This window comes from Kitasatospora sp. NPDC127035, from assembly GCF_042726075.1.
GTDB lineage: Bacteria > Actinomycetota > Actinomycetes > Streptomycetales > Streptomycetaceae > Kitasatospora.
This window is the reverse complement of record NZ_JBHXDN010000026.1, coordinates 81,425-97,133: the sequence shown is the minus strand read 5'-3', so window position 1 is coordinate 97,133 and position 15,709 is coordinate 81,425. Positions and strand designations below refer to the sequence as shown.

16 protein-coding genes and 1 riboswitch are annotated in these 15,709 nt (G+C 74.1%); of the genes, 12 read left to right on the top strand and 4 right to left on the bottom strand.

The window, feature by feature from the left end:
- The first annotated feature begins 7 nt into the window (after positions 1-7).
- The 4 genes from ACFWIC_RS19695 (at position 8) to ACFWIC_RS19680 (ending at position 3,660) form a co-directional block, all read left to right on the top strand.
- Positions 8-814, top strand: coding sequence for an ABC transporter permease (locus ACFWIC_RS19695; RefSeq protein WP_329950529.1), 807 nt, complete (start codon positions 8-10; stop codon positions 812-814).
- A complete protein-coding gene (locus tag ACFWIC_RS19690; protein ID WP_329950503.1) occupies positions 811-1,584 on the top strand; it encodes an ABC transporter ATP-binding protein in 774 nt (257 codons plus the stop codon). The genes ACFWIC_RS19695 and ACFWIC_RS19690 overlap by 4 nt, the downstream gene beginning before the upstream one ends.
- A gap of 90 nt (positions 1,585-1,674) precedes the next feature.
- On the top strand, positions 1,675-2,580 hold the full coding sequence (locus tag ACFWIC_RS19685) for an ABC transporter substrate-binding protein (protein WP_380362047.1): 906 nt from the start codon (positions 1,675-1,677) through the stop codon (positions 2,578-2,580).
- 3 nt (positions 2,581-2,583) lie between these two features.
- The gene (locus ACFWIC_RS19680) at positions 2,584-3,660 is read left to right on the top strand and encodes an LLM class flavin-dependent oxidoreductase (protein ID WP_329950505.1); all 1,077 of its coding nucleotides are present in this window, start codon (positions 2,584-2,586) and stop codon (positions 3,658-3,660) included.
- A gap of 251 nt (positions 3,661-3,911) precedes the next feature.
- Here the strand turns inward: ACFWIC_RS19680 and ACFWIC_RS19675 are convergent, their stop codons facing one another.
- Complete coding sequence (locus tag ACFWIC_RS19675; protein WP_380519570.1) at positions 3,912-4,901, bottom strand: aldo/keto reductase; 990 nt, start codon at positions 4,899-4,901, stop codon at positions 3,912-3,914.
- Positions 4,902-5,454: 553 nt separating this feature from the next.
- Here ACFWIC_RS19675 and ACFWIC_RS19670 point away from each other — a divergent pair.
- The 5 genes from ACFWIC_RS19670 to ACFWIC_RS19650 all read left to right on the top strand — a co-directional run bounded on the left by ACFWIC_RS19670 (position 5,455) and on the right by ACFWIC_RS19650 (position 9,403).
- Entirely contained in the window at positions 5,455-6,492 is a 1,038-nt protein-coding gene (locus tag ACFWIC_RS19670) for an LLM class flavin-dependent oxidoreductase (protein WP_329950506.1), read from the top strand.
- A gap of 212 nt (positions 6,493-6,704) precedes the next feature.
- Positions 6,705-7,271, top strand: coding sequence for a TetR/AcrR family transcriptional regulator (locus tag ACFWIC_RS19665; protein WP_380519569.1), 567 nt, complete (start codon positions 6,705-6,707; stop codon positions 7,269-7,271).
- A gap of 73 nt (positions 7,272-7,344) precedes the next feature.
- Positions 7,345-7,920 carry a DUF4865 family protein gene (locus ACFWIC_RS19660; protein ID WP_380353362.1) on the top strand — a complete coding sequence of 192 codons (576 nt, stop codon included), beginning with the start codon at positions 7,345-7,347 and terminating at the stop codon, positions 7,918-7,920.
- Positions 7,921-7,937: 17 nt separating this feature from the next.
- The gene (locus ACFWIC_RS19655) at positions 7,938-8,471 is read left to right on the top strand and encodes a carboxymuconolactone decarboxylase family protein (RefSeq protein WP_380519568.1); all 534 of its coding nucleotides are present in this window, start codon (positions 7,938-7,940) and stop codon (positions 8,469-8,471) included.
- Positions 8,468-9,403, top strand: coding sequence for a phosphotriesterase (locus ACFWIC_RS19650; protein WP_380519567.1), 936 nt, complete (start codon positions 8,468-8,470; stop codon positions 9,401-9,403). The genes ACFWIC_RS19655 and ACFWIC_RS19650 overlap by 4 nt, the downstream gene beginning before the upstream one ends.
- An 85-nt stretch (positions 9,404-9,488) precedes the next feature.
- On the opposite strand, the gene ACFWIC_RS19645 is transcribed toward ACFWIC_RS19650, so the two are convergent.
- Entirely contained in the window at positions 9,489-10,253 is a 765-nt protein-coding gene (locus ACFWIC_RS19645; protein WP_380353354.1) for an SDR family NAD(P)-dependent oxidoreductase, read from the bottom strand.
- Between the two features lie 191 nt (positions 10,254-10,444).
- Between ACFWIC_RS19645 and ACFWIC_RS19640 the strand changes: the two genes are divergently transcribed.
- Both ACFWIC_RS19640 and ACFWIC_RS19635 read left to right on the top strand, forming a co-directional pair.
- Positions 10,445-11,065 (top strand): TetR family transcriptional regulator, encoded by a 621-nt coding sequence (locus ACFWIC_RS19640; RefSeq protein ID WP_355406053.1) that lies wholly within the window; start codon positions 10,445-10,447, stop codon positions 11,063-11,065.
- 349 nt (positions 11,066-11,414) lie between these two features.
- Positions 11,415-12,557 carry an alpha/beta hydrolase gene (locus ACFWIC_RS19635; RefSeq protein ID WP_380353351.1) on the top strand — a complete coding sequence of 381 codons (1,143 nt, stop codon included), beginning with the start codon at positions 11,415-11,417 and terminating at the stop codon, positions 12,555-12,557.
- Positions 12,558-12,629: 72 nt separating this feature from the next.
- Here ACFWIC_RS19635 and ACFWIC_RS19630 read toward each other — a convergent pair whose 3' ends face one another.
- On the bottom strand, positions 12,630-12,959 hold the full coding sequence (locus ACFWIC_RS19630) for a MoaF N-terminal domain-containing protein (RefSeq protein ID WP_329880511.1): 330 nt from the start codon (positions 12,957-12,959) through the stop codon (positions 12,630-12,632).
- Positions 12,960-13,479: 520 nt separating this feature from the next.
- A riboswitch (cyclic di-AMP (ydaO/yuaA leader) is annotated at positions 13,480-13,628 on the top strand.
- A 9-nt stretch (positions 13,629-13,637) separates the two neighbouring features.
- Here ACFWIC_RS19630 and ACFWIC_RS19625 point away from each other — a divergent pair.
- On the top strand, positions 13,638-14,897 hold the full coding sequence (locus tag ACFWIC_RS19625) for a hypothetical protein (protein WP_380519566.1): 1,260 nt from the start codon (positions 13,638-13,640) through the stop codon (positions 14,895-14,897).
- Between the two features lie 42 nt (positions 14,898-14,939).
- Here the strand turns inward: ACFWIC_RS19625 and ACFWIC_RS19620 are convergent, their stop codons facing one another.
- Positions 14,940-15,464, bottom strand: coding sequence for a hypothetical protein (locus ACFWIC_RS19620; RefSeq protein ID WP_329950512.1), 525 nt, complete (start codon positions 15,462-15,464; stop codon positions 14,940-14,942).
- Between the last annotated feature and the right edge of the window lie 245 nt (positions 15,465-15,709).

Sequence of the window (15,709 nt, the reverse complement as noted above, 5' to 3'; positions counted from 1 at the left end):
GGCCGGCCTGGTCGAGCCGCGCACCCGCCTCCAGACCCCGCGCCCCCGCGCCCTCGCCCTGGTCCTGCGCACCCTCGGCCCCGTCGCCCTGCTCGGCGGCTGGGCCCTGGCCTCCGCCACCGGCGCCCTCACCCAGGACGTGCTCGCCTCACCCGCCCAGGTGGCCGAGGCGGTCGGCGAGCTCTGGGGCAACGGCCAACTCACCGACGCGCTCGCCGTCTCGCTCACCAGGGCCGGTCTCGGCCTGCTCTTCGGAGCCACCGTCGGCCTGGTGCTCGGTGTGGTCACCGGCTTCTTCCGGCTCGGCGAGGAACTGCTCGACTCGGCGGTGCAGGTCCTGCGCACCGTTCCCTTCCTCGCCCTGGTGCCCCTGTTCATGGTCTGGTTCGGCATCACCGAGACCGCCAAGGTGGCGCTGATCGGTGTCGCCACCAGCTTCCCGATGTACGTGTCGACCTCCGGCGGGGTCCGCAACAGCGACCGCAAGCTGATCGAGGCGATGCGCAGCTTCGGCCTCGGCCGCTGGGCGATCGTCCGCACCGTCGTCCTGCCCGGCGCGCTGCCCTCACTCCTCTCCGGGCTGAGGCTCTCCATGACCCTCAGCGTGATCGCGCTGATCGCCGCCGAGGAGATCAACTCGACGGAGGGCATCGGCTACCTGATGGCCCAGGCGCAGAACTACTCCCGCACCGACGTCCTCGCCGTGTGCATCCTGATCTACGGACTGCTGGGGCTCACCGCCGACGGCGTCGTCCGCCTCCTGGAGCGATACCTGATGCCCTGGCGCAAGGCCACCCAAGGAGCCGGCCGATGAGCACCCCGACCGTCCCCACCACCCGCACCGCCCCGACCCCGGGGAGCGCCCCGGCCGACGGGCCCGCACCCGCCGAGACCCCGGCCGTCCACCTCCGGGGCCTGCGCCGGGTGTTCGGCACCCGGGCCGTCCTCGACGGGGTCGATCTCGACATCGCCCGCGGCGAGTTCGTCGCCCTGCTCGGCGCGAGCGGCACCGGCAAGACCACCCTGCTCCGCATCCTCGGTGCTCTGGACCGGTCCGACGCCGGAACGGTGCTCGTCCCGCAGGTCCGGACGGTGGTCTTCCAGGAGCCCCGCCTGGTGCCCTCGCAGCGGGTGCTCGCCAATGTCACCGTCGGCCTGCCACGGGGGGCCGCCACCCGGGAGACCGGCCTGAAGGCGCTCGCCGAGGTCGGCCTGGAGCGGCACGCCGACGCCTGGCCGGCCACCCTCTCCGGGGGTGAGGCGCAGCGGGTCGCGCTCGCCCGCGCCCTGGTCCGCGAGCCCCAGCTCCTCCTGCTGGACGAGCCGTTCGCCGCCCTGGACGCCCTCACCCGGCTGCGCATGCAGGACCTGGTGGGCGACCTGGTCCGCCGTCACCGCCCCGCGGTCCTGCTGGTCACCCACGACGTCGACGAGGCCGTCCGGCTGGCCGACCGGGTCGCCGTGCTCCGCGACGGCAAGCTCGTCCGCGACGAGCGGGTCGCCGTCGAGCACCCGCGCGACCCGGCCGATCCGGCCTTCGCCGAGCTGCGGCGGGGCCTGCTGGCCGACCTGGGCGTGCACTGAGCACCCACCCGTCACGCCCGCCCCGCACCGCTCGCCCCGCCCCGCCCGGACCACCCGCCCGCACCGCCCGCACCACAGGAGCTGATCCCCATGGCCATCACCCTCGGCGTCCACGCCAGCAACCCCTCCCTCTACTACCTGTCCCGACTGGACTACCTGGAGCAGGAGTTGGCCCCGCTCGGTGAGACCGGCGCGTTCCACCACTACGCCGACGGCACCCGCACCGGCGCCCTGCTGGCCGACGGCACCATCGACTTCGGCGGCACCGGCTCCACCCCGCCGGTCACCGCCCAGGCCGCCGGCCACGACCTGGTGTACGCGGCGGTCTCGGCGCCCCGCCCGGACCACGGCGCACTCCTGGTGCGCGCCGACGGGCCGGTGCACACCGTCGGTGACCTTCGGGGCGGCACCGTCGTCCTCGGCATCGGTTCCTGGCAGACCCACCTGCTGGCGAAGGCCCTGCACGCCGAGGGCCTCTCCTACGCGACCGACATCACCGCGGTCCGCCCGGCTGCGGGCGAGGACCAGGCGCGCCGGCTGCGCGACGGCGAGATCGCCGGCTGGATCGCCCAGGGCGCCGAGCTGGCCGCCGCCCGCCGCACCGGGGGGTTCCGCGAGCTGATCCGCACCGGCGACGTCATCACCGACCGTTCGGTCTTCTTCACCCGCCGGGACTTCGCCACCGACCGCCCCGAGGTGGTCGCCGCGATCGGTGCCGCCCTGAGCCGTGCGGACGCCTGGGTGGCCGCCCACCTGCCGGAGGCGGCCGCGATCGCCGCCGAGGACCTGGGCGGGAGCGCCGAGGACTGGGAGGCGGCGCTGGCCGTGCTGCCGTGGCGGCTTGAGCCCGCCACCGCCGGATTCGTCACCGAGCAGCAGGAGGCGGCCGACATCTTCCACGGCGTCGGCTTCATCGACCGTGCGGTGACCGTCGCCGACGCCCACCTTCCCGCTCTGGAGGCCCCGGTGGCCGCCGCGCTCGCCAAGGCGGTCTGACCGATGGCCTCCGAGTTCCTCTGGTACATCATCCCGCGCGAGGGCCACTACCCGTGGGAGCCGGCCGGCCGGCGCCCGGTCGACCTCCGCTACCTCCAGCAACTCGCCGGCAGCGTGGAGCGGTTGGGCTACACCGGCGCGCTGCTGGCGACCGACCTCTACGACGTCTGGGACCTCGGCAACGCGCTGGCCGCCGCGACCACACCGGCGTTCAAGCCCCTGCTGGCCGTTCACCCCGGGCTGGTGTCGCCGACCCTACTGGCCAAGATGGCGCTCAGCTTCGACCACCTGCACGGCGGGCGGCTGCGCTTCAACGTGGTCAACGGGTCCACCGCCCAGCTGCGCGAGTACGGCCTGCACGTCGAGCACGACGACCGCTACCGGCTCAGCGCGGAGTACTGGTCGATCGTCAAGCGGCTCACCGCCGGCGAGGTCTTCGACCACAAGGGCGAGTTCTACGACCTGAAGAACGCCGGTGCGAGCCTGCGCGAGCTGACCCCCGTCCAGCCGGGCGGCATCCCGCTCTGGTTCGGCGGCAGTTCGGCGCCCGGCATCGAGATGGCCGCGGAACACGTGGACGTCTACCTGACCTGGGGCGAACCGCCGCACCTCCTCAAGGAGAAGCTCGACCTGGTCCGCGAGCGCGCCGCCGCACACGGGCGGACGCTGCGGATCGGGCTGCGGCTGCACCTGATCGTCCGTGACACGGAGGACGAGGCCTGGGCCGCCGCGGACCGGCTGCTCGACGTCACCGGCGAGGCCACCTACGCCCGCCAGCTCGGCGACGCGCGGGGCGAGGACGGGGTCGGCTGGCAGCGGCAGTTCCGCCAGCACGGCGGCAAGGTCCCGGCGCGGGCGCGGGAGTTGGAGGTCTACCCCAACCTCTGGCCGGGGATGAGCCTGTTCCGTCCCGGCCCGGGGACGGCGGTCGTCGGATCGACGGCCCAGGTGGTCGAACGGCTCCAGGAGTTCGAGTCGCTCGGGGTGGACACCTTCATCCTCTCCGGCAATCCACTGCTGGAGGAGGCCCACCGGGTCGCCGAGACGGTGCTACCGGCCCTGGGTGTCAACCGGCGGTAGCGCGCCCGGTCCGAGGGGGAACGGAACCGGTGAGGTCAGCGCCAACTGGCGGGCGAAACGGACGACGGCCCTGAGCAGGTAGGTCCGCACGGTGGCTCCCGGGTGTCTCGACGGTCGCGTACGGACGGTCCAACGACAGCGGCACCCGGTCGGTCACGCACCAGTGACCGACCGGGTGCCGCTGTCGGGCGCCACGGCGGGCGCGTCGCCTGCCGCCGCCCGACCGCTCAGCCGCTCGACTCCTCGGCCGTTCAGCCGCTCAGCGAGTCGATCTCCGCCAGCTCCTCGGCCGTCAGCGGACCGCCGGCCAGCGCGTCGATGTTCTGGTCCAGCTGCGCCACGCTGCTGGCCCCGATGATCACCGAGACCACCCGCGGGTCCTTCAGCACCCATGACAGCGCCAGCTGCGCCAGCGTCTGGCCGCGCCGCTCCGCGACCTTGTTCAGCGCCCGCAACTGCTCCAGCTTCCGCCCGGTGAGCGCCTCCTCCTTCAGGAAGTGCCCGACCGACATCCGCGAACCGGACGGCACCTCGCCCGACAGGTAGCGGTCCGTCAGAAGACCCTGGGCGAGCGGGGAGTAGGCGATCAGACTGGTCTGGGTGTCGCCGACCGCGTTCAGTACCCCGTCCTCCACCGACCGGTTGAGGATCGAGTACGGGCACTGGTTCAGGAGCACCGGCGTGCCCAGGTCGCGCAGGATCGCCACCGCCTCCCGGTGCTGCTCCGCCGGGTAGTTGGAGATGCTCGCGTACAGGGCCTTGCCCGCCCGGACGGCCGAGGCCAGCGCGCCCATCGTCTCTTCCAGCGGGGTGTCCGGGTCGTAGCGGTGCGAGTAGAAGACGTCCACGTAGTCCAGGCCCATCCGGTCCAGCGACTGGTCGAGGCTGGCCAGCAGGTACTTGCGGTTGCCGCCCTCGCCGTACGGGCCGGGCCACATGTCGTAGCCCGCCTTGGAGGCGATGAAGAGCTCGTCCCGGTACGGGCGGAAGTCCTGCGCGAACAGGTGGCCGAAGTTGCGCTCGGCACTGCCGTACGGCGGGCCGTAGTTGTTCGCCAGGTCGAAGTGGGTGATGCCCCGGTCGAAGGCGCGGCGCAGCACCGCCCGCTGGACGTCCAGTGGCTGGGCGTCACCGAAGTTGTGCCACAGGCCCAGGGAGACGGCCGGCAGCAGCACGCCACTGCGGCCGGCCCGGCGGTAGGTCATCGAGGCATAGCGGTCATCCGCGGCGAGGTAGCTCATGCCGGACATCCTGCCAGGCCGGGGGCGTTCGGCCGAGGGACTTGCCGAGCCCGTGGCGCTGCTCGCCCGGCGACCCTTGCCTCGCTCCTGACCGGTGCCTATGCTCGCGGTGGATCGTGTGTGTGCGAGACGAAGGGGGAGCCGGATGTCCGTTCGTACCACCCTCCTTCGCTGTTGTCGTTCCCGCAGCACCTCGCGCTGAGCCGGCCGGAGCTCCGGCTTCCGGCGTGACCCCCTTCCCGGTGCTGCCCCGGCGTGAGCGACCGTCCGTGGTGCGCTGCGCCGGGCTGCCGCGCCGGCCGTCCGGCCCCGTCGAGCCGCACCCCGGCCGCCGTCCGACCCCGCCCCCGACCCCCGTCCCGGCTCCGGCCCCGGTGAACCCACCGGTGCCGACGCCGCCGGTGTCCCGGGCCCCGCGCACCTCCTGAGCGTCGCCGGATCCCCGGCCCTCCGGACCTCGGAGCCCGGAGCCCGGACCCCGGAGCCCGGAGTCCGGCGGCGCTCCCGGGCGGTCCCGACGGGCACCCCATCGAACGTCAACAAGGAGACCGTCGTGCGGTTCACCGTCTCGTCCCTCGTGTCCAACGGGCCCGACCCCGTCACCGGCGTGCAGCGCACCCCGTCCGAGAAGCTGCACAACGTCATCGACCAGGCCGTCACCGCCGAGCGGCTCGGCTTCGACGGCTACGGGGTGGGGGAGCGGCACGGTGAGCCGTTCCTCTCCCCGGCGCCGCCCGTGCTGCTGAGCGCCATCGCCGCCCGCACCTTGACCATCAGGCTGTTCACCACCGTCACGGTGCTCTCCGTCCTCGACCCGGTGCGGGTCGCGGAGGACTACGCGCTGGTCGACCAGCTCTCCGGGGGGCGGCTCGAACTGATCATCGGCAAGGGCAACGACCCGCGCCACTTCGACCTGTTCGGCCTGCCGGAGGACCGCCAGTGGGACGCGCTGGCCGAGAACTACGGCCTGCTGCGCAGGCTCTGGCGGGAGGAGGGGGTCAGCTGGGAGGGCACCACCCGGCCGGCGCTGAAGGAGGTCACGACCTGGCCGCGCCCCTACCAGACCCCGATCCCGGTCTGGCACGGCAGCGCCACCAGCACGCTGTCCACCGAGCTCGCGGCCCGCTACGGCGACCCGCTGTTCTCCGCGAACGCGTTCCACCCGCTGCCGAAGTACAAGGCGCTGGTCGACCACTACCGCGAGCGCTGGGAGCACTACGGCCGCGCCCCCGAGGACGCCCGGGTGGGGACCGGGTTCGGCGGGCTGTTCATCGCCGAGCGGTCGCAGGACGCGGTGGAGGGGTTCCGCCCGTACTGGGACGCCCTGTTCGACTCGGCGGCGGGCCGGCACAACAAGTCGCCGTTCGAGTCGCTGGAGGACGCGCTGGAGCGCGGTTCGGCGCTGGTCGGCAGCCCGCAGCAGGTGATCGAGAAGATCCACCGCTACCACGAGGCCTTCGGCAACGAGGTGGTCGGGATCGGGGTGGACGCGCTCACCGAAGACGTCCAGCACGAGCAGCTGGAGCTGTTCGCGAGCGAGGTCGCCCCCGTGATCCGGCGCGAGCTGCCGTCCGTCCGGCCGCAGGCGTGACGCTCCGTGACGCCCGGCGGTGTGCGGAGTGATGCGCGCCACCGTCCTGCGGTGAATGCCGCCCGGCCCCGCCGGGGACGACGATCTCGCAGGGCCGTGGACCGCCGGGGGGCGGCCCACGGCCCGTGGGCGTCTCCGGGCCTTCGGGCCTCCCGAGGGTTCTGTACCTACTGGTATGTACATCGCGCCCGCCGGTGGGTACCGTGATCGTCATGGCAACCCAGGACCGTCTCGTCGAGAGCACCCAGGAGCTCCTCTGGGAGCGCGGCTACGTCGGCACCAGCCCGAAGGCCATCCAGCAGCGCGCCGGCGTCGGCCAGGGCAGCATGTACCACCACTTCGACGGCAAGCCCGACCTCGCGGCCGCCGCCCTGCGCCGCAGCGCCGAGCAGATGCGCGCCGTCGCCGAGGCCGACCTGGCGGCTCCCGGCACCGCGTGCGACCGGATCGCCGCCTACCTGAACCGCGAGCGCGACGTCCTGCGCGGCTGCCGGATCGGCCGGATGGCCCAGGACCCGGAGGTGGTCGCCGACCCGCGGCTGCGCGCCCCCGTCGAGGAGACCTTCACCTGGCTGCGCGGCCGGATCGCGGAGGTCGTCGCCGAGGGGCAGGCGACCGGCGAGCTCCGCTCCGCCGCCGACCCGGCCGACCTCGCCGCCGCCGTGGTCGCCGTCGTCCAGGGCGGCTACGTCCTCGCCCGCGCCGCCGAGAGCGCCGAACCGTTCGAGCGGGCCGTGCGCGGTGTCACCGCCTTGCTCGCCGCGCACCGGGCCGGCTGAACGGGGCCGCAGGACCGCCGTCCCGCCCGCGTCGCACCCGCCCGCGTTCCGCCGACCCCCGGGGAGTCCGCCCGTGCACGCCATGCAGTACGAGATCACCCTCCCCGCCGACTACGACATGACGGTCGTCCACCGGCGGATCGCCACCAGGGGACACCTCCTCGACGGCCACCCCGGTCTCGGACTCAAGGCCTATCTGGTCCGCGAGCGCGGCCTCGACGGGTCGCCCGTCAACCAGTACGCGCCGTTCTACCTCTGGCGCACGGCCGAAGGCATGAACGGCTTCCTCTGGGGCCCGGGATTCCGAGGGCTGAGCGCCGACTTCGGTCGGCCCGCCGTCCGGCACTGGCTGGGCGCGGGCCTGCGCCGGGGCGGCGCGCCGGGCACCCCGGCCGCCGCCACCCGCCGCCTCTACCGGCTCCCCGAGGACGCCGACCCCGCCGAGGCCGTCGAACGGGCGCTCGCCGAACTGCCCGACCACCCCGACCTGCACACGGCGGCCGTCGCCGTGGACCCGGGGCGGTGGGAACTGCTGCACATCGCCCTCTGGCTCCGCGCCGCCCCCGAGGACGCGCCCGGCACCCGCTACCGCGTGCACCACCTGTCCAGCCCCGAACTCGACCGGCTGCCCGTCGGCCGCCACTGGTGAAAGGACCGCCCTTCCCGATGGACCTCGCCGATCCCGCCGCCACCGGCCCTGCCGCCACCGGCCACACCGCCACCGGCCTCACCGCCACCGGCCCCACCGCCACCGGCTCCGTCCCGGCCGACGTCACCGCCGCCGGCCTCGTTCCCGCCCCGTTCGACCGCGCCGCCGGCTACGCCCTGCTGGACCGGCTGGCCGACCCGCGGACCCGGACCGGCACCCTCGGCCCGCTCGACGAACTCGCGCCCGGCTTCCCCGACTGGATCGTGACCACCCTGTTCGGCGGCACCTACCAGCGCCCGGGGCTCGCCCTGCGGGACCGCCAGGTCGCCAATCTGGCCGCCCTCACCGCCCTCGGCGGAGTGGAACCGCAACTGGCCGACCACGTCCGCAACAGCCTGCGGATCGGTCTGACCAGGGAGGAGATCACCGAGGTCCTGGTCCACCTCGCGCCCTACGTCGGTGTCCCCAAGGCCCTGGCCGGGCTGCGCGTCGCGGCCGCGACCTTCGCCGAGGCGGACGACGCCGCCGCCGCGGGGGCCGGGGCGCCGTGAGCACCACGCGCCCTTCGGTCCGCACCGTCCTCGGCGACCTCGACCCCGTCGACCTCGGTGTCTGCGACGCGCACGACCACCTCTTCCTGCGCAGCCCGCTGCTTCCCGGCGAGGAGCTCGACGACCCCACCGCCGCCGAAGCGGTCCTGCGCGACTTCACCGCGGCCGGCGGGCGGGCGCTGGTCCAGTGGACCCCGTTCGGCATGGGGCGGCGGGCCGAGGAGCTCGCCGCCCTCTCCCGGGCGACCGGCGTCCACCTGGTCGCCGCGACCGGCCTCCACCAGGCCGTCCACTACGACCCGGCGGAACTGGAACGGCGCTACGACGGGCTCGCGGGGCTGTTCGTCGCCGAGCTCACCGTCGGACTGCGGGGTGCCCCCGAGGGGGTCCGGGCCGGGTTGATCAAGGTGGCGGGGGAGTACCACGGGCTCGGCCCGCACACCCGCCGGGTCATGGCGGCAGCCGCCGAGGCGCACCACGCCACCGGCGCGCCGATCGCCGTCCACCACGAACTCGGCACCGCCGCACCCGAGGTCCTCGATCTGCTCTGCGGTCGCCACGGCGTCCGGCCGCAGCGGGTGATCCTCGGCCACCTCAACCGCCACCCCGACCTGCGGCTGCACCGGGAGCTCGCCGCGTCCGGCGCGTACCTCGCCCTGGACGGTCCCTCCCGTGCCCACCACGCGACCGACCACCACCTCTTCGACACCGTCGCCGCGGTGGTGGAGGCGGGCCACGGCGACCGGCTGCTCCTCGGTGGTGACACCACCACCCGCTCGGCCCGCCGCGCCCCTGGTCCCGCACACCTGCTCACGGCCCTGGCGCCGCGGCTCTCCCGGGCGTTCGGCCCCGATCTTCCGCACCGGCTTCTCACCGCCAACCCGGCGCGGGCCTTCGCCGCCGAGTGGCTCGGGCCGGGCCGGCCGGCCTGAGCGACCGGAGCGGCCTGAGCGACCGGAGGGCCCGCCCGGCCGACGCGGGCGGTCGGTGCGGGCGGGCCCCAGGCGGCGCCACGCCTCACATGTGGGTGCCGCCGTCGATCCGGATCTCCGTCCCGGTGACGAACGCGCCGTCCTCCGAGGCGAGCATGGCGATCACGCCCGCGACCGTCTCCGGTCCGGCGAAGCCCTGGCCGAGGGCGGGGGAGAGCTTGGCCAGCAGGCCGAGGTCGGCGTCCGCGGGCAGCCCCGGGTCGTGGGTCATGCCGCTGTCGATGCTGCCGGGTGCGACGCAGACCGCACGCAGGCCCTGCTTGGCGTATTCGGCGGCGATCGCGTGCGTGAAGGACTGGATGCCGCCCTTGGTCGCCGCGTAGGCGGCCATGTAGGGGTGGGCGAAGGTCGCGGAGGTGGAGCTGAAGTTCACCACCACGCCCCGGCCGCCCGCGAGCAGGGCGGGCAGGGCCTCGCGGGTCATCAGGAAGGTGCCGGTCAGGTTGACCGCGACCAGCTTGTTCCAGAACTCCAGGCTGGTCTCGTGGGTGTGCGAGGAGCGCAGGATGCCGGCGGCGTTCACCAGGACGTCGAGCCCGCCGAGTCCTGCCACCGCCTCGGCGACGCCCGTCCGGACGGCGGTCTCGTCCGACACGTCCAGGACCACGGTGGTGAGGCGGTCGGCGGTGCCGTCGGCGGTCGCCCGCTCCAGGGTGGCCCCGAGGCCGGTCCCGTTGACGTCGGCGGCGACGACCCGCCCGCCCTCGGCCAGGATCCGGTGCACGGTGGCCTGTCCGATGCCCGAGCCGCCGCCGGTGACCAGGACGTTCCGTCCGTTGAAGCGCTCCATGGTGGTACTCCGTTCCGTTCGTGGTCTCGCGACCTCACTGGCACCGTACGCCCATGTGGCACGTCGTGCCAAAAAGGCGTGACGCGTCACCTGTGCTCCTCGCGTCACATCGACCGGCCACGCCCTGCCGTCTTCCCGTGCCAGGGCGGCGCAACGTGTCACCGGGCCCGCCGTCCGCGTAGCCTGACCCCGTGACCGGACGCCCCACCCTCAACCAGCGCCGCCGCGAGAGCACCCGGCTGGAGATCGCCCGCGCCGCCGCGGCGCTCTTCGCCGCCCGCGGGGCCGAGGCGACCACCGCGGAGGAGATCGCCCAGGCCTCGGGCATCTCGCTGCGCACCTTCTACCGCTACTTCTCGGAGAAGGAGGACGCCGTCGCCCCGCTGCTCGCGGCGGGCGGCGAGCGCTGGGTGCGGCTCTTCGCCGAGGGTTCGGCCGGCCTGCCGGTGCGCGAGGCCCTGGAACGTTCGGCGGCCGAGTCGCTGACGCCGCCCGACGACGACGCCGTCGAGGCCATGCAGTGGACCCGCGACCTGCTCCGCGACCCCCGCCTCGCCTCGGTGTGGCAGCGGGTGCACGCCGACTCCGAGCAGCGGTTGCACCTGGCGATCGCCGCCCGCTGTCCGCAGGGCACCGACGTGCTGGAGATCCGGCTCGCCGCCGCGGCGGCCACCACCGCCATCCGGGTCGCCCTGGAGCAGTGGGCCGTCTCCGGGGCCGCGGCCACCGGCCCCGGATCGCCCCGGGAGCTCGGCGCCCGCTGCATGCACGAGCTCACCGCGGGCCTCGGTCTCTGGGCCCGCGTCAGCTGACGCGGGCCCAGGCGGAACAACCGGCCCGGACTTCCCGGCGCCGTCCGAGCGTGGTCCCGGCGCCGTGCGGGAGGCCCTCGCCCCACCGCGCCCTCGCCCTTCCCGTGGTCCGGAGCGTGCTTCGCCGGGCCCTCCCGCGCGAGGCCGGCCCGTACGCGCGGCGGGCGTCTCCTCCCGGAGACCGAGGCGATGACCGCTGGTCGGCGGGTCCGGGGCACCGCTTCGGACCGCTAGGGTGGGTGGTCGCGCCCCGGCGACGGCCCCCGTTGTGAACGGGGAACCGGGGCGGCCCTCCCGGGTGTCCTTCCCCCGGGGGCGGGGGAGTACGAGGCGTGGGAGCAAACAAGACATGGGTCTGACGAGCCACAAGGTGCTGGCACTGACCGTCCTGATCGCCGTCGCGGCGATGGCCGGGACGGTCTGGCTGTGGCCGAGACTGTCGAAGCGGACCTGGCAGGCGGTGCTCGGCCGGATCGGCGCGCTGTGCGCGACGCAGCTCACCGTGCTCGCCGCGCTCGGCCTGGTCGCCAACAACTACTTCGCCTTCTACAGCAGTTGGGACGACCTGCTGGGCACCGGCGACAGCGGTCCGGTGGTCATCCACAACAAGGCGGACGCCTCCGGCCGGCTGCGCGTCGAGACCATCGGGCACGCCGAGGTCAAGGGCGGCGGGGCACTGGGCCGTGACCCCGAGCAGTCCGGCGAGATCCGTGAGATCCGCATCGACGGTGCCACCACCCGGCTCTCCACCGAGGGCTACGTCTACCTGCCGCCGCAGTACTTCCAGCCGGAGTACGAGCAGAAGCAGTTCCCGGCGCTGGTCGTCAGCACCGGCTTCCCCGGCATCGCCAAGAACCTCGTGACCCGGCTGAACTACCCGGGCGCGGCGCTCAAGCTGCTCCAGGAGGGCCGGATGCAGCCGACCGTCCTGGTGCTGGTGCGTCCCTCGCCGGCCCTGCCGCAGGACACCGAGTGCGAGGACGTCCCGGGCGGCCCGCAGTCCGAGACGTACTTCACCAAGGACGTGCCCTCGGCGATCCAGGCGACCTACCGGGTCTCCGGCGATCCGCGGGCGTGGGCGTTCATGGGGAACTCGACGGGCGGCTACTGCGCGCTCAAGCTCGCCATGCGCCACCCGGAGGTCTACCCGACCGCCGTCTCGCTCTCCGGCTACTACCGGGCCGCCGAGGACCCGACCACCGGTGACCTCTTCAAGGGCAGCGAGCAGCGCCGCAACGAGGCCGACCTGATGTGGCGCCTCAAGAACCTGCCGCAGCCCGAGGTGGCCGTGCTGCTGGCCGGCACCAAGGAGGGCGACGGCGACTACCGTCGCGAGACCGAGGCGTTCGTGGCCGCGACGCGCAGCCCGATGAAGGTCTCCTACAGCATGCTGGAGACGGGCGGCCACAACTTCGAGACCTGGAGCAGGCTGCTCCCGTCCTCGCTGGAGTGGATCTCGCAGCACCTGGTGGTTCCCGGCCGGACGGTCTGACCACCGGGCCCGATCGGCAGGCGGCCAGGACGGCCGGCACGTCCCCGGTGGCCCGGGGCCGACAGGCGGCCGTCAGGCCACGGACTGCAGCGTGCCGGTGTGCAGCTCGCCGACCCGGCCGCCCTCGCCCTCGTACGTCCAGAACGCGCGGACCGTCATCCGGCCCAGGTCCATGACGTGACTGACGGTGATGCCGCTCTGTTCGGTCCAGCTGACGAAGTACAGCTGCGGACCGACCTCGGCGACGTGCAGGGCGACGTCCTCCCACTGGCCGGCCGACTCACCGAGGCCCTCCCAGCGCAGCCGCTTGCCGTCGGCCGAGTAGGCGTTGCGGAAGGCTGCGCCGTTGTCGACCTGGAACAGGAAGGTGCGGCCGGCGAAGCCGGGCAGGGGGGCGGTCATGGTGGGGCTGGTCCTCGTCTCTCATGCGGTTCCCGGTGCGGTCCGGACGGTTCCGGCGCGGTTGGATCCCCAACCTATCCGACCGCCCCGTCTTTCGCGGCGTACTCGGGCACGGGGCCGGGGCCGACGGGCCGGGCCCCGCACCGGACGTCCTCCTGCCGCGCCCTCCTGCCGGCCGCCTCCCGCTCCGCCCCGCCACCGGTCGGGGAACCTGCCCTCCCGGGCGGTCCTTCCGGGCGGCCCTCCTCGACCGGGCCGCGGTGCTCCTCGGGAGCGCGGCGCCGGTGCCGCCCCGGACCGGAGGGTCCCGGCCGGGGCCTGATCCGTAGCTTCCTCCCAACTGATCAACTCCGCAGGCGCGTTGATCATCCGCGGACGCCGGGTCTGTGACCTGCGCGACAACCGTCCGTGCGAGGTTGTCCGGTCCCCGGCGGCCTGCCTAGCCTGCAGGGGCGTCCGCTGTCGCGGACTCCCGCCGTCGGGACGCCGAGTCCTGTCCACCCGCCGGTCGGCACCCGAGCACCACAGCGGACGGGAGCGGGGGACCCAAGGTCAGTGCCCGGTCCGTGCGCCTCCGCGCCCGGACCGCGGCTAGGGGTGAAGCCGCTCCCCGGGCGGCCGGGCAACCTCAGCCCGAACCCGACAGCTCACCTCGCAGGCGTCGTAGAGGACCCAGCCATGCCCCCTGCCCCGCACCGGCCTGCCCGGCGCCACGCGCCCCGCCACGCCCGCCCCACCCACCGGCGCCGCACCGCCGCCCTCGCCGCCACCGGAGTGCTCGCCGTCACCGGCGCCGGCCTGCTCGGCGTCCCGGCCCTCACCGGAGCCCAGGCCGTCACCGCGCCCACCGTCACCCAGGACGCCCTCACCCCGGCGACCATGGTCGCCGGCAAGGCCTCGACCGCCTCGCTGGCCGTCCACTCCTCGGCCTGCTTCACCGCCAAGACCGTCGGCGTCGGCATCCGCGACGCGGCCGGCCGCAACCTCGACTTCCCCGGCAACGTCAGCAACGCGCAGATCTGCCCGAGCGGCCTGTCGATCACCACCGGTGCGCGCACCCTGGCGGCCGGCACCTACACCCAGTTCGGTTTCTGGCAGGACCTCGGTGGTGCCTGGCACAACCTGCCCTCCCGGCAGCTGGTGGTCTCCGCCACCGCCACGCCGAGCCCGACCCCCACCCCGTCGCCGACGACGCCCCCCACCACGCCCCCCACCACGAGCCCGACGACGCCCCCCGCCACCGGTGCCCCCGTCGCGGGCAAGAAGCTCACCTGGTCCGACGAGTTCAGCGGCCCGATCGCCTACGGCTCCCGCTGGACCGGCGACCGCAGCAGCGCCTACCGCTACGGCAACCACAACCCCGACGACAACAAGCTCGACTGGCTGAACAAGAACAACGTCACCGTCGGCGGCGGCGCCGCCACGTTCACCGCCAGGCCGGGCGCCAACAAGCTGGAGAACGGCAAGCAGTCCTGGGACACCGGGCTGCTCACCACCGAGTACTCCGGTGAGGGCTTCCAGGTGAAGACCGGCGACTACGCCGAGACCCGGGTCAAGCTCCCGGCCGGCACCGGCGCCTGGCCGGCGCTGTGGACCTGGAAGAACGGCAACGGGGAGATCGACACCTTCGAGTACCACCCCGACAACCCGAACCTGCTGGAGCTGACCAACCACGTCAAGCCGGGTCACCTGTACTACACGGACGCCAAGGCGATAGCCAAGGACGGCTGGGTGACCATCGGCACCCACTACGGCGCCACCTCCGTCGACTGGTACGTCAACGGGGTCAAGGTCTTCTCGGACGGCAAGGGCGTCGGCACCACCTGGTCCGCGTACCTGATCCTCAACCTGTCCCTGAGCGCGGGGCAGTACCACCCCGCGCCCCAGGGCACCGCGCCGATCACCTTCGCCGCGGACTACGTCCGGGTCTACCGCTAGGACCGGCCCCGAGACCGTCCGCTCCCGGAGGAGCGGGCGGTCTCAGGCGGTCTGCACGACCTCGATCGCGAACGGCTGCCGGTTGTTGGCCTCGTTGTGGTCGTCGTCGCCGCGCACCGCGACGTAGCCGCCCTCCAGGTTGCCGAGGGGGACGGTCGTGGCGAGCCTGACCGGGATCAGGGCGGTCGCGCTGCGGTACACCCCCAGCCCGGCCGGGAAGGTGCAGCGCACCCGGTGGCCGTTCTGGAACTCGTAGCAGTTCTCCGGGAAGAACGGCCCCTCGGCCGTCACCCCCTCCGGCAGGGTGACGACGACGGTGAACGCGGAGGCCGTCCGCTCCGGGCCGGTGTTGCTGATGAAGGCGTGCACCGTGGTGGTGCCGCCGGGCGCGGCGGCGTCCGGGTCCAGCCGGACCACCGCCAGGTCCGAGTCGGAGACGGCGGGCGTCGCGGGCGCCGCGGGTGCCGTCGCCGCGCTCTCCTTGCCCGGGTCGGTGCCCGCCGTCGCGTCGGCGTCGGGACACGCCCACGCCGGTCCGGCGGCCAGCGCCACCAGCGCGGACCCCACCGTCAGCGACCTTCCGAGGAAACCCCGTACGGACCCTCTGCGCGACATCGCCGCTCACCCTGCCTCTGCGTTCGTGCGCCCCGCGCCGTCGCGGGCACGTCCCGATCCACAGTGACCGACCCGTCCGCCGCGGCCGGGCCAACCCGCCCTCGGGTCGCCCGGGCGGGCGAACCCGGGCAGGGGAGGGCGGCGGCTCCGACGTCCCGCACGGTCGGCCTCCGGCACTGCCTCCGACAGCGCCTTGG